The following is a 12,671-nucleotide window of genomic DNA, read 5'->3' on the forward strand; positions in this document are numbered from 1 at the left end:
TATTCGGGAATAAAAAATCCCGGTATTGTCCGCGTCACGCCAGCGATAGCACTTCACTGGCACTTGTATTTAGCCGTCGTCGATGACGACCGTGATTTTCGATAAGGACACTGCATGAAAAAGGTTCTGTTGTTCACCGCTCTGGCGGCTGCCCTGACTGCGGGCCTGGCCCAGGCTGGCGAGAAACTGGTAGTTGCGGCTACCCCGGTTCCACACGCCGAGATTCTGGAGCTGATCAAGCCAACCCTCGCCAAAGAAGGCGTGGACCTGGAAATCAAAGTCTTCACCGACTACGTTCAGCCGAACGTACAGGTTGGCGAAAAGCGCCTGGATGCCAACTACTTCCAGACTCTGCCATACCTCAATAGCTTCAACGAAGGTAAGTACAAGGACGACAAAGCCAAGTACCTGGTGACCGTGCAAGGTGTTCACGTTGAACCGTTCGGTGGCTACTCGAAGAAATACAAAACCCTGGCCGAACTGCCAGACGGTGCGACCATTGCCATCCCGAACGAAGGCAGCAACAGCGGCCGTGCGCTGATCCTGCTGCAGAAGGCTGGCCTGATCGAGTTGAAAGACCCGAAGAACGCCCTGGCGACCCCGAAAGACATCGCCAAGAACCCGCACAACTTCAAGTTCAAGGAACTGGAATCGGCCATGCTCCCGCGTGTGCTGGATCAGGTTGATCTGGACATGATCAACACCAACTACGCGCTGGAAGCCAAGTTGAACCCGACCAAGGATGCACTGGTGATCGAAGGCGCCGATTCGCCTTACGTGAACTTCCTGGTTGCCCGTGAGGACAACAAGAACAGCGATGCCATCCAGAAACTGGCCAAGGCCCTGACCAGCCCTGAAGTGAAAGCCTTCATCGAGAAGAAGTACAGCGGCGCCGTTCTGCCAGCGTTCTGATTCGCGACGTAAACCCTTTCAAGGTTTCAAACGCCGACGGCTGATGCAGCGTCGGCGTGATCGTTCCCACGCTCCGCGTGGGAATGCCTCTAGGGACGCTCTGCGTCCAGTGACGCGGAGCGTCACGGGCTACATTCCCACGCAGAGCGTGGGAACGATCAACAACTGCCCACCTCTCGATCGTTCAGGCCACCCCGGCCTTCAACGCCCTGCGCAACGCTACCAATAACTTCACGATGTCCTGCGGATCCAGTCGCTGCGGCACTTTTACGTCAGCCATTTTCTCTTCCTTGTGATGGTTCGGCCGGGGGAGTCTGGCCAAAAGCTGTACGTCCTTGGAGGGGCAATGTGAAAAAAAGATCCCTCCTACAGTGCAAAGGAAAATAGTCGTCTTCCGTTGCCACAGCAAATCCGCAGATAGTTTTTTGCGTGATATCAATATGCTTTATCGGTATTTAAATTATGGTTTTTATACCTTTAAAGTCGATATCCGCCGGGCAGTTATCCCCTGCCCATGGAGTGCATCACCGTCGCTTACCGAGCGGCGTACAGGACGTTCAATGACTTTCGATTACGCGTTTATCCTCAGCACCCTGCCGGCGTTTCTCAAGGCCGTGGGCGTGACGCTGCAGGTCGGCTTTATTGCCATCGGTACTTCGCTGTTGGTGGCGTTGGTCAACGCGACCATTCTGGTGTTCCGCACGCCTTACTTGCAGCGCCTCGTCGGCCTGTATGTCGAGCTTGCCCGCAACACGCCGCTGCTGATCCAACTGTTCTTCGTCTACTTTGCCTTGCCGGCGCTGGGCATCAAGGTGTCGGGCTTTGCCGCGGCGATCATCACCATGACCTTCCTTGGCGGTGCGTACCTCACCGAAGTGCTGCGCGCCGGCGTGGATGCCGTGCCCCAGGCGCAACTCGAATCCGGCCGATCCATCGGCCTGTCCCAAGGGCAATTGCTGCGCTATGTGATCCTGCCGCAAGCCGGAATCCTCAGCCTGCCGTCGCTGTTCGCCAATTTCATTTTCCTGCTCAAGGAAACCACCGTGGTCTCGGCGGTGGCCGTGCCAGAGATTCTCTACACCACCAAAAGCTACATCGCGCTGTATTACAAAACCTACGAAATGCTCACCGTGCTGACGCTGATTTGCGTGTTGCTGTTTCTGCCGCTGTCGCTGTTGCTCAGCCGTCTGGAAAGGAGGCTCCAGCATGGCCAGTTCGGGTCTTGAGTTGCTCTGGGTGTCGTTGCCGCAACTGGGCAAGGGCGCGGCGCAAACCTTGTCGATTTCCTTCCTGAGCATCGCCATCAGCACCGTCGGCGGCGTGCTCTATGGCGTGTTGCGTACGCTGAATTCGACATGGCTGAACGCGATCCTGCGGGTGTACCTGGAATTGTTCCGGGCGATCCCGGTGCTGGTCTGGCTGTATTTGCTGTTCTTTGGCTTGCCGATTTTCTTCGGCTTGAGCATTCCGAGCTTCTGGTGCGCGGTGTTGGTGTTGTCGTTGTGGGGCGCCAGTGAAGTCGGCGAAGTGGTGCGCGGCGCGTTGCATTCATTGCCACGCGGGCAGCGTGAAGCCGGGTTGTCGATTGGCTTGAACGGCGTGCAACTCTACGGCTACGTGCTGCTGCCGCAAGCGTTGAAACGCATGACACCGCCGACCATCAACGTCTACACGCGCATCATCAAAACCAGCTCCCTGGCGGTGCTGATCGGTGTGGTGGATGTGATCAAGGTCGGCCAGCAGATCATCGAACGCACTTACGAATCGGTGCTGATCTACGGCGCACTTTTCCTGTTTTTCTTTTTCATCTGCTACCCGCTCTCGGCCGCCTCGCGCGTGCTGGAGCGGCGCTGGACGCAAGCATGAACGCACTGATCGAGTTCAAGGGTTTCAACAAGTTCTTCGGCGCACAGCAGGTGCTCAATGGCATCGACTTACAGGTTAAGGCGGGCGAAGTCATCGTCATCCTGGGCCCCAGCGGTTGTGGCAAAAGCACCCTGCTGCGCTGTCTCAACGGACTGGAGGTCGCGCACAGTGGCAGCCTGCAACTGGCCGGCCGCGAACTGCTGGGCAAGGGCACCGACTGGCGCGAAGTACGCCAACAGATCGGCATGGTGTTCCAGAGCTATCACTTGTTCCCGCACATGAGCGTGCTCGACAACCTGTTGCTCGGCCCGCTGAAAGTGCAGAAGCGCGACCGCCGTGAGGCCCGTGACCAGGCCGAAGCCTTGCTGGCGCGCGTGGGCCTGGCGGACAAGCGCGACGCATTCCCGCGTCAGCTCTCCGGTGGCCAGCAGCAACGCATCGCCATCCTCCGTTCGCTGTGCATGAACCCTCAGGTCATGCTCTTCGACGAAGTCACCGCCGCCCTCGACCCGGAAATGGTCAAGGAGGTTCTGGACGTCATTCAAGGCCTGGCCCGCGAAGGCATGACGCTGTTGATCGTCACCCACGAAATGGCCTTCGCCCGCGCTGTGGCGGACCGCATCGTGTTCATGGATGCCGGGCGAATCCTTGAGCAAAACCCTCCCGAGATTTTCTTTACGAACCCGCAAACCGCACGAGCGCAGCAGTTCCTGGAGAAGTTCTCCTACGTCGCCGCACTACCCAAAACGACTCAAACAAAGGAACTGGAACTGCTATGAAAACTGCCAAGACTTCACGCTTGCTACTGTCATTGTTCGGCCTCGCGTTACTGGCCGGTTGCAACAAATCCGAGGAGCCCGCCAAGCCGGTCGCCACCAGTGGCAGTTACCTGGAAAAAATCAAAGCCCGGGACAAACTGATCGTTGGCGTCTTCACCGATAAGCCGCCGTTCGGTTTCGTCAATGAGGCCGGGCGCTACGTGGGTTTCGATACGGACATCGGTCGTCAATTCGCCAAGGATTTGTTGGGCGATGAAAACAAAGTCGAGTTCGTCGCGGTGGAGCCGGCCAGCCGGATTCCGTTTCTGCAAAGTGACAAGGTCGATCTGATCCTGGCCAACATGACCGTCACCCCGGAGCGCAAGGAAGCAGTGGAATTCACCAACCCGAACCTGAAAGTCGCGGTACAGGCTTTGGTGCCACAAGCCAGCACAGTGAAAAACCTCGATGACCTGGCGACGCGCACCACCATCGTCACCACCGGTACGACGGCGGACATCTGGCTGACCAAGAATCACCCGGACTGGAAACTGCTGAAGTTCGAGAAGAACTCCGAATCCCTGCAAGCCCTGGCCAATGGTCGCGGTGATGCCTATGCGCAGGACAATCTGGTGCTGTTCAGCTGGGCCAAGCAAAACCCTGGCTACCGCGTATTGACCCAGACACTGGGCGCTGAGGCACCGATCGCGCCAGCGGTGAAGAAGGGCAATATCGAGCTGCGAGACTGGGTGAATACCGAGTTGGCGAAACTGGGTGAGGAGAAGTATTTGCTCAAGCTGTACGACCAGTACGTGCGCAAGGAACTGAGCGATGACACCAAGCCTGAGAGTGTGATTGTCGAGGGCGGGAAGTGGCAGGGCTGATGATCGTTTCTACGCAGGAGCACTGATCGTTCCCACGCAGAGCGTGGGAACGATCAAGCGGGAGCGAGCTCCCACGCCGCAGGGCGGGGGGGCAGCCTCAATCCGGCCAGTTCCACGCCGGCTCATCGAGCATTCGCTGGCCGACAATGCCGGTCTGGCCGAGGTTTTTCTCCAGCACGATGCAATTGCATTCCGGGTCTTCCTGCAACGCTGAAATCAACCGCCGCGCATGAGACACCACCCACACCTGGCACTGCTCCGAGGCCCGGATAATCAAACGTGCCAAGGCCGGCAACAGATCCGGATGCAGACTGGTTTCCGGCTCGTTCAGCACCATCAACGTGGGTGGGCGTGGCGTCAGCAGCGCGGCGACGAGCAGCAAATAACGCAGCGTCCCGTCCGACAATTCGGCGGCCGATAACGGCCGTAACAACCCTTCCTGATAAAACTCGATGGAAAACCGTCCGCCTTGCAACGGCGCGATGTGCAGTCTCGCACCGGGAAAGGCGTCGCTGATCGCGGTTCGCAGCGCCTCGGGGTCGCCGATTTCAATGATGGTCTGCAAGGCGGCCGCCAGGTCGCGCCCGTCGTGGTGCAACACGGGCGTGCGGGTGCCGAGTTGCGGTTGACGCACGGGCGCGTCGGCGTCACTGCGAAAGTGATCGTAGAAGCGCCAGCGACGGATGAACTCGCGTAATTCCAGGACCTCCGGCGAAGAACGCAAGCTGCCGACCTGATCGAACAGGCTGTCGAAATTCGGCGTGTGTTGGGCCAGCACGTCCCAGCTGCGATTGGCTCTGGCGCGGATCATCGGGCCGTTGCGATCCACCAGCAGGCTGGCCGGCCGATAGATTGGCCCGGCCCAGACGCATTCACGCTTGATTTGCGGGTCCAGGCTGAAACGCGACGGAATGGGGGTAGGGTGTTCGGGCAGCATGAAGTGGCCGTTGGAATCGGGCAGCCCGAGGCTGATCGAATAGCTGAAATCCTCACCGGCAAACCCCAGACGCAGTCGTTTGACGCCGTGTCTCACCGTTGCCTCGACCGGGACTTCACCATTGCGCATGCGTCGGGTGATGTTTTCCGGCCCGGCCCAGAAGGTCGAGTCCAGCCCACCCTCACGGGCCAGCGCATTGACCACGCCACCCTGAGCGGTTTCCGCCAGCAGGCGCAGTGCGCGGTATAGATTGGATTTACCGCTGCCATTCGGACCGGTAATCAGGTTCAAGCGGCCCAGTGGGATGACCAATTTATTGATCGAGCGGTAATTGGCCACCGCGAGGGTGTTGAGCATGTGCCGGTTCCTTGGGCGGGTTCAATAGGCGGGCATTGTCGGGTGCGCGCAGGCGTCTATGGCAAGTGTTTTAGGGTCAATCATGACAACTTTTTTCTTCATAAGTCGGGCGTGCAAGGTCACGACATTGTTCTAAGCTCTCTGTCGTGTTGTTCATAAAAAAGGCCAAGGAGTTTGCATGGCGGTTCCCGGATTGAAAGTCATCATGGCCTTGAGTGTCACAATGCTGCTGACGGCATGCGACGAGAAAAAACCGATTCAGGAATACCTGCCAAGGGTATTCGTACAAGTGGTCAAACCGTCGGATTACGCGGCCTCGGTGACGCTGACGGGTGACATTCAGGCCCGTGTCCAGACCGAGCTGTCCTTCCGCGTCGGCGGCAAAATCATCCAGCGTACGGTGGATGTCGGTGATCGGGTGACCGCCAAGCAAGTGCTGGCGCGCCTCGATCCCAAGGACTTGCAGACCAATGTCGATTCGGCCCAGGCCCAAGTGGCCGCCCAACAGGCGCTGGTCAAGCAGAATGCGGCGGCGTTCGTGCGCCAGCAAAAACTCCTGCCCAAGGGCTACACCAGCCAGAGCGAATATGACTCGGCGCAGGCAGCGTTGCGCAGCAGTCAGAGCGCATTGAGCGCGGCCCAGGCGCAGCTGGCCAATGCCCGCGATCAACTGAGCTACACCGCACTGATCGCCGAAGCGCCGGGCATCATCACCGCACGTCAGGCTGAAGTCGGCCAGGTGGTGCAGGCGACAATGCCGGTTTTCAGCCTGGCTCGCGATGGCGATCGAGATGCGGTGTTCAATGTCTATGAATCGCTACTGGCCGAGAAGCCGACGGATCAAACCATTGTCCTCAGTCTGCTCGATAACCCCGAGATCAAAACCACCGGCACCGTGCGCGAAGTGACCCCGGCGGTGTCCGCCCAGTCCGGCACCGTGCAGGTCAAGGTTGGCCTCGACAGCCTGCCCGCCGGGATGCAATTGGGTTCGGTGGTGAGCGCCACGGCCAGAGGTTCGGGAAAGTCTGCGATTGAGTTGCCATGGTCGGCCCTGACCAAAAACATCAGTGAGCCTGCTGTCTGGTTGGTCGACGACAAAGGCCAGGCCCAATTGCACTCGGTCACCGTTTTACGCTACCTGACCGGCAGGGTCATTATCAGTAAAGGCCTCAACGAGGGCGACAAAGTCATCATCGCCGGAGGGCAGTTGTTGCACCCGGGCATGGAAGTCGAGATTGCCGAAAATACTTACAAGGATCTGAGTTGGGGAGCCAAGCCATGAAGCCTTTTTGGGCATTGCCCCTTGGATTGTCCCTTGGGCTGGTGCTGAGCGCCTGTTCCAAAAACGAACCGCCACCGCAGCCGGTACGTCCCGTGCTGTCCGTCAAGGTCAAGGCCTTGAACGAAGAGGATCTGGGCCGGTTTGCCGGCAGTATCCAGGCGCGTTACGAAAGCAATACCGGTTTTCGGGTGGGCGGGCGCATCGCCAGTCGTAACGTCGATGTCGGGGCCGAGGTCGAGAAGGGCACATTGCTCGCGACCCTTGATCCTTCTGATCAGCAAAACCAGTTGCGTTCGGCTCAGGGCGACCTGGCGAAAATCTTCGCGCAATTGATCAATGCCAAAGCCAGTGCGTCGCGCCAGCAGGCCCTGTTTGATCGCGGAGTGGGTGCGCAAGCGCAGCTGGACGCCGCCCTGACCGATCTGAAAACCACCCAGGCCTCCCTCGATCAAGCTCAGGCGACGGTCAGCCAGAGCCAGGATCAACTCGGCTACACCGAGTTGCGCTCCGACCATAAAGCCGTGGTCACCGCATGGAACGCCGAGGCCGGCCAGGTAGTCTCCGCCGGCCAGCAAGTGGTGACCCTGGCGCAACCTGACATCAAGGAAGCGGTGATTGATCTGCCCGATACATTGGTCGATCAACTGCCCGAGGATGTGGTGTTTCAGGTCGCCGCCCAACTCGACCCGAACACCAACACCACCGCGATCATCCGCGAAATCGAACCCCAGGCGCAGAGTGCCACGCGCACCCGTCGTGCTCGCCTGACCCTCGCTGAAACGCCGGAAGGCTTTCGTTTGGGCACCGCGATCAGCGTCACCCTGAGTTCGGCGATCAAGCCGCGCATCGAACTGCCTCTCACCTCGTTGCAGGAGGTCGACGGCAAACCCCGCATCTGGGTGATTGATACACAGAAAAAGACCGTGGCACCCAGGGACGTCAAGGTCATCAGCCGTACCGACAGCACCGTGGTGCTGGCCGGCGGCGTCAAGAACGGCGAGCGCGTCATCACGGCCGGCGTAAACAGCCTCAAACCGGGGCAACCAGTGAAATTCGACGAGGACAGTCAATGAAAGGGCCTTTCAATCTCTCGGAATGGGCCCTCAAGCATCAGTCGTTCGTCTGGTATCTGATGTTCGTCGCGTTGCTGATGGGTGTGTTCTCGTACTTCAACCTGGGGCGCGAAGAAGACCCTTCGTTCACCATCAAAACCATGGTGATCCAGAGCAAATGGCCGGGCGCGACCCAGGAGGAAACGCTCAAGCAGATCACTGACCGGATCGAGAAAAAACTCGAAGAGCTCGACTCCCTCGACTACGTGAAAAGCTACACACGGCCGGGCGAGTCCACGGTGTACGTGTACTTGCGCGACACTACCAATTCCAAGGACATCCCGGAGATCTGGTACCAGGTACGCAAGAAGATCAACGACATCAAGTACCAGTTCCCGCAAGGCATACAGGGGCCGTCGTTCAACGACGAGTTCGGTGACGTCTTCGGGTCGATCTACGCCTTCACCGCTGACGGCCTGACCTTGCGTCAGTTGCGCGACTACGTGGAACAGGCGCGCATGGAAATTCGCGGCGTGCCGGGGCTGGGCAAGATCGAAATGGTCGGCCAGCAGGACGAAGTGCTGTACCTGAATTTCTCCACACGCAAACTCGCAGCGCTGGGCATCGATCAGCGTCAGGTGGTGCAGAGCCTGCAAACCCAGAACGCCGTGACCCCGGCAGGTGTCATAGAGGCCGGGCCGGAGCGGATTTCGGTGCGCACTTCAGGGAAGTTCGCTTCGGAGAAAGACCTGGCCGAGGTCAACCTCAAGCTCAACGACCGCTACTATCGTCTGGCCGACATTGCCGAAATCAGTCGCGGCTATGTCGACCCGGCCTCGCCGGAATTTCGCTTCAACGGCAAACAGGCCATCGGCCTGGCGATTGCCATGCAGACGGGTGGCAACGTCCAGGCGTTCGGCAAGGCCTTGCACGAGCGTATCGAACAACTGACCGCCGACCTGCCGGTGGGTGTTGGCATCTACAACGTCTCGGATCAGGCCGTGGTGGTGGAAGAGGCCGTCGGCGGCTTTACCCGTGCGCTGTTCGAAGCGGTGATCATCGTGCTGGTGGTTAGCTTCATCAGCCTCGGTGTGCGTGCCGGGCTGGTGGTGGCGTGCTCGATCCCGTTGGTGCTGGCGTTGGTCTTCGTGTTCATGGAGTACAGCGGCATTACCATGCAGCGGATCTCCCTTGGCGCACTGATCATTTCCCTCGGCCTGATGGTGGACGACGCGATGATCACCGTGGAGATGATGGTCACGCGCCTTGAGTTGGGCGACACCAAGGAGCAAGCCGCCACGTTCGCCTACACCTCCACGGCGTTCCCGATGTTGACCGGTACGCTGGTAACGGTGGCGGGGTTCGTGCCGATCGGCTTGAACGCCAGTTCCGCGGGTGAGTACACCTACACGCTGTTTGCGGTGATTGCCTGCGCAATGCTGGTGTCGTGGGTGGTGGCGGTACTGTTTGCACCGGTGCTCGGCGTGCACATTCTCAGTGCCAACGTGAAACCCCATGAAGGCGAACCCGGACGCATCGGCAAGGCGTTCAATGGCGGGCTGCTGTGGTGCATGCGCAATCGCTGGTGGGCCATCGGCATCACTGTGCTGTGTTTTGTGCTGGCGTTGTTTTGCATGCGTTTTGTGCAGAACCAGTTCTTCCCGTCTTCGGATCGCCCGGAAATCCTGGTCGACCTGAACCTGCCGCAAAACGCCTCGATCGACGAAACCCGCCGGGCCGTCGATCGTCTCGAAGCCACGCTCAAGGACGATCCGGACATCGTGCGCTGGAGCACCTACATCGGTCAGGGCGCGATCCGTTTCTATCTGCCTCTGGACCAACAACTGCAAAACCCGTTCTATGCGCAGTTGGTGATCGTCAGCAAAGGCAAGACCCGTGAGGCCATGATGCAGAAGCTTCGTGAGCGCTTGCGCAATGACTTCGTCGGCATCGGCGGTTATGTCCAGGCACTGGAAATGGGCCCGCCGGTAGGGCGTCCGATCCAGTACCGGATCAGCGGCAAAGACATCGACCAGGTTCGCCGGCACGCCATCGACCTGGCCTCCGAACTGGACAAGAACCCGCACATTGGCGAGATCATCTACGACTGGAACGAACCGGGCAAAGTGCTGCGCATCGACATTGCCCAAGACAAGGCGCGGCAGTTGGGGCTGTCTTCCGAAGACGTGGCCAACCTGATGAACGGCATCGTCAGCGGCCAGGCGGTGACCCAGGTCGATGACGACATCTATCTGATCAATGTGGTCGGGCGTGCAGTGGATTCCGAACGTGGTACGCCGGAAACCCTGCAGAACTTGCAGATCGTCTCGCCGAACGGCACGTCGATTCCGCTGTTGGCGTTTGCCACCGTGCGCTACGAGCTGGAGCAGCCGCTGGTGTGGCGTCGCGATCGTCTGCCGACCATCACCATCAAGGCGGCGATACGCGACGAGATCCAGCCGACGGACCTGGTGAAGATCCTCAAGCCGTCCATCGACGCCTTCGCTGCCAAGCTGCCGGCAGGTTACAAGGTCGCCACCGGCGGTACGGTGGAGGAAAGCGGCAAGGCCCAGGGGCCGATTGCCAAGGTTGTGCCGCTGATGCTGTTCTTGATGGCGACCTTCCTGATGATCCAGTTGCACAGCGTGCAGAAGCTGTTCCTGGTGGCCAGCGTCGCGCCGTTGGGCCTGATCGGCGTGGTGATCGCGCTGGTGCCGACAGGCACGCCGATGGGCTTTGTGGCGATCCTTGGGATTTTGGCGCTGATCGGCATCATCATCCGTAACTCGGTGATTCTGGTGACCCAGATCGACGAATACGAGAAGAAGGGCTATGCGCCGTGGGACGCGGTGGTCGAGGCCACCGAGCATCGACGTCGGCCGATCCTGCTGACGGCGGCGGCGGCGAGCCTGGGGATGATTCCGATTGCCCGGGAAGTGTTCTGGGGGCCGATGGCCTACGCGATGATCGGCGGGATTGTCATCGCAACCTTGCTGACGCTGCTGTTTTTGCCGGCGCTTTATGTGGCCTGGTACAAAATTCGCGAGCCGAAGAAAGAGGTGGCTTAAAGGCGAGCGCTTCGCGCTCTAATCGCGGGCAAGTCGAATCGTCGCACCGCCGCCCCCACAGTGACCGCGTACCCTGTGGGAGCGGGCTTGCCCGCGAAGGCGTCCGAACTGACTACACAGGCTTACGCCAGACACTCGCCAACCAAGGCTGCCGCTCCCGCGGCAGCCCCGCTGGCCGGTAGTAGTGCTCCAACTCCACAAACCCCGCCTCGGTCAGTAACTGCTGCCAAGCCGCAAGGTCGTGATACGACCCATAACGCGGCCCGTTCCAGCCCTCCTGATTCTCCCCGCGAGGATTGGAACTGAACAACACCCCACCCGGTTTCAACGCCCCGCGCAGTTGCTTCAACACCCGTGGTAATTCCTGGCGCGGGATGTGAAACAACACCGCATTGGCAAAAATTCCGTCGAAGCGTTCGGCCGGTAAATCAAGCTTCAGGAAGTCCTGCTGCCAGACCTCACAACCGCTGTCCTCGCGTGCCATCTGCGCCAGTTTTTCTGAGCCGTCGAGACCGATGGCGCTATGGCCCATGCGCGTAAAGGTTTGCAGGTCGCGGCCCGGGCCGCAGCCAAAATCAAGAATGTCGAACGGCGCCTCGCCTTGAATATGCCGCAACAGGGCATCGATGTTCTGGCTGACATCGTGATCGCGAGTGCCCTCGCGAAAGTCCTCGGCCACCGAGTTGTAATGGCCGAGGGTGGTGGCGGTGATCTGCTCAAGGTCGGTGGGCGTCTGCTTCATGGTCGGGCTGCACGGGCAATTAGGGTTTGCCGAATATACGCCATGAAGCCGGTGGCTGCTTCGCAGCCAATCGCGAGCAAGCTCGCGATGGCGGTATCACTGACAACCAATAACTCAGCCCTGCTTCATCCCTAGGCAATCAATCGAGCGATCCACCATGGCTTTGGCGATCTCCAGCAAATGCCAGACCGAAAACACCATCGCCCGGTCGGCACCCTTGAGGTGATCGCCACACTGATATGCGGTCACCGAAGCACAGCGCAGCAGATCGGCGACATAGAGCTGGGTGTCTTCGAAACTCACGTCTTTGCTGACGTTGTAGAAGCGCAGCTCATCGGGCGGTGAAGGTTGGTCGCCAGTGAGGTAGAAATCAATGGCACGGTAGAGCGCTGATCGATCCCTGGGCGGGGCTTCAGTGGCGGTTTCGTGGGTAGAGGTTTCGGGAGGTGGATCGGGTACGGATTTCTTCATTGGTAAAACTCCTAGAGCTAATTGGAGCCAACCGTAATCGCGACTAAACGAGCAGGGGTGGCGGCTGCACGCAGGTTAGTCGACCGGCCTCCAGGCATACCGGCGCACCCGAAGGTGCCCTGCGCACAGCCACCATAGCTTTCAGGAAATGAGAACACCTGAAATGAGGTGGCGCTGTGCGCCTAGAGAGATCCGGGCGACTAAACCCGATCACTGATGAGCAGTGACGGACCGAGACTAGCCACCGAATCTGGCAGGCGCAAGCGAGCGGAATGATCTAGGAAATGTCCTGCAAAGGAAAGGGAACGGACCTTCGGAAGCTCTGATTTTCCTGTACGAAAA

At 59.4% G+C, this 12,671-nt stretch carries 11 protein-coding genes; 8 read left to right on the forward strand and 3 right to left on the reverse strand.

The window, feature by feature from the left end:
• Positions 1–114: 114 nt before the first annotated feature.
• The 5 genes from C7534_RS06125 to C7534_RS06150 all read left to right on the forward strand — a co-directional run bounded on the left by C7534_RS06125 (position 115) and on the right by C7534_RS06150 (position 4,420).
• Positions 115–912: a MetQ/NlpA family ABC transporter substrate-binding protein gene (locus C7534_RS06125; RefSeq protein ID WP_109785280.1), complete on the forward strand. Its 798-nt coding sequence runs from the start codon at positions 115–117 to the stop codon at positions 910–912.
• Between the two features lie 560 nt (positions 913–1,472).
• Positions 1,473–2,138: an amino acid ABC transporter permease gene (locus tag C7534_RS06135; RefSeq protein ID WP_046031344.1), complete on the forward strand. Its 666-nt coding sequence runs from the start codon at positions 1,473–1,475 to the stop codon at positions 2,136–2,138.
• Positions 2,119–2,778, forward strand: coding sequence for an amino acid ABC transporter permease (locus C7534_RS06140; RefSeq protein WP_046031343.1), 660 nt, complete (start codon positions 2,119–2,121; stop codon positions 2,776–2,778). The genes C7534_RS06135 and C7534_RS06140 overlap by 20 nt, the downstream gene beginning before the upstream one ends.
• Positions 2,775–3,557: an amino acid ABC transporter ATP-binding protein gene (locus C7534_RS06145; protein ID WP_046031342.1), complete on the forward strand. Its 783-nt coding sequence runs from the start codon at positions 2,775–2,777 to the stop codon at positions 3,555–3,557. Before C7534_RS06140 ends, C7534_RS06145 begins: the two co-directional genes overlap by 4 nt.
• Positions 3,554–4,420: a transporter substrate-binding domain-containing protein gene (locus C7534_RS06150; RefSeq protein ID WP_109785282.1), complete on the forward strand. Its 867-nt coding sequence runs from the start codon at positions 3,554–3,556 to the stop codon at positions 4,418–4,420. Before C7534_RS06145 ends, C7534_RS06150 begins: the two co-directional genes overlap by 4 nt.
• 97 nt (positions 4,421–4,517) lie before the next feature.
• On the opposite strand, the gene C7534_RS06155 is transcribed toward C7534_RS06150, so the two are convergent.
• Positions 4,518–5,714 carry an AAA family ATPase gene (locus C7534_RS06155; protein WP_109785283.1) on the reverse strand — a complete coding sequence of 399 codons (1,197 nt, stop codon included), beginning with the start codon at positions 5,712–5,714 and terminating at the stop codon, positions 4,518–4,520.
• A 178-nt stretch (positions 5,715–5,892) separates the two neighbouring features.
• On the opposite strand from C7534_RS06155, the gene C7534_RS06160 reads away from it, so the two are divergent.
• From C7534_RS06160 to C7534_RS06170, 3 genes are read left to right on the forward strand one after another with little or no spacing between them, the layout of a single operon-like run.
• The gene (locus tag C7534_RS06160) at positions 5,893–6,996 is read left to right on the forward strand and encodes an efflux RND transporter periplasmic adaptor subunit (protein WP_077432237.1); all 1,104 of its coding nucleotides are present in this window, start codon (positions 5,893–5,895) and stop codon (positions 6,994–6,996) included.
• Positions 6,993–8,069 (forward strand): efflux RND transporter periplasmic adaptor subunit, encoded by a 1,077-nt coding sequence (locus C7534_RS06165; protein WP_109785284.1) that lies wholly within the window; start codon positions 6,993–6,995, stop codon positions 8,067–8,069. Before C7534_RS06160 ends, C7534_RS06165 begins: the two co-directional genes overlap by 4 nt.
• Positions 8,066–11,116 (forward strand): efflux RND transporter permease subunit, encoded by a 3,051-nt coding sequence (locus C7534_RS06170; RefSeq protein ID WP_046031337.1) that lies wholly within the window; start codon positions 8,066–8,068, stop codon positions 11,114–11,116. Before C7534_RS06165 ends, C7534_RS06170 begins: the two co-directional genes overlap by 4 nt.
• A gap of 112 nt (positions 11,117–11,228) precedes the next feature.
• Here the strand turns inward: C7534_RS06170 and C7534_RS06175 are convergent, their stop codons facing one another.
• Together C7534_RS06175 and C7534_RS06180 are read right to left on the reverse strand one after the other, a co-directional pair.
• On the reverse strand, positions 11,229–11,858 hold the full coding sequence (locus C7534_RS06175; RefSeq protein WP_109785285.1) for a class I SAM-dependent methyltransferase: 630 nt from the start codon (positions 11,856–11,858) through the stop codon (positions 11,229–11,231).
• 114 nt (positions 11,859–11,972) lie between these two features.
• Positions 11,973–12,329 (reverse strand): DUF6124 family protein, encoded by a 357-nt coding sequence (locus C7534_RS06180; protein ID WP_046031335.1) that lies wholly within the window; start codon positions 12,327–12,329, stop codon positions 11,973–11,975.
• Between the last annotated feature and the right edge of the window lie 342 nt (positions 12,330–12,671).

Origin of the sequence: Pseudomonas sp. OV226 (assembly GCF_003148705.1) — a bacterium.
GTDB lineage: Bacteria > Pseudomonadota > Gammaproteobacteria > Pseudomonadales > Pseudomonadaceae > Aquipseudomonas.

Excerpts from the sequence above, each read along its gene's own strand:
- C7534_RS06145 (WP_046031342.1), top strand. The coding sequence starts at position 2,775 with ATGAACGCACTGATCGAGTTCAAGGGTTTCAACAAGTTCTTCGGCGCA.
- C7534_RS06155 (WP_109785283.1), bottom strand. The coding sequence starts at position 5,714 with ATGCTCAACACCCTCGCGGTGGCCAATTACCGCTCGATCAATAAATTG.
- C7534_RS06165 (WP_109785284.1), top strand. The coding sequence starts at position 6,993 with ATGAAGCCTTTTTGGGCATTGCCCCTTGGATTGTCCCTTGGGCTGGTG.
- C7534_RS06180 (WP_046031335.1), bottom strand. The coding sequence starts at position 12,329 with ATGAAGAAATCCGTACCCGATCCACCTCCCGAAACCTCTACCCACGAA.
- C7534_RS06140 (WP_046031343.1), top strand. The coding sequence starts at position 2,119 with ATGGCCAGTTCGGGTCTTGAGTTGCTCTGGGTGTCGTTGCCGCAACTG.
- C7534_RS06125 (WP_109785280.1), top strand. The coding sequence starts at position 115 with ATGAAAAAGGTTCTGTTGTTCACCGCTCTGGCGGCTGCCCTGACTGCG.
- C7534_RS06170 (WP_046031337.1), top strand. The coding sequence starts at position 8,066 with ATGAAAGGGCCTTTCAATCTCTCGGAATGGGCCCTCAAGCATCAGTCG.
- C7534_RS06135 (WP_046031344.1), top strand. The coding sequence starts at position 1,473 with ATGACTTTCGATTACGCGTTTATCCTCAGCACCCTGCCGGCGTTTCTC.
- C7534_RS06175 (WP_109785285.1), bottom strand. The coding sequence starts at position 11,858 with ATGAAGCAGACGCCCACCGACCTTGAGCAGATCACCGCCACCACCCTC.
- C7534_RS06150 (WP_109785282.1), top strand. The coding sequence starts at position 3,554 with ATGAAAACTGCCAAGACTTCACGCTTGCTACTGTCATTGTTCGGCCTC.
- C7534_RS06160 (WP_077432237.1), top strand. The coding sequence starts at position 5,893 with ATGGCGGTTCCCGGATTGAAAGTCATCATGGCCTTGAGTGTCACAATG.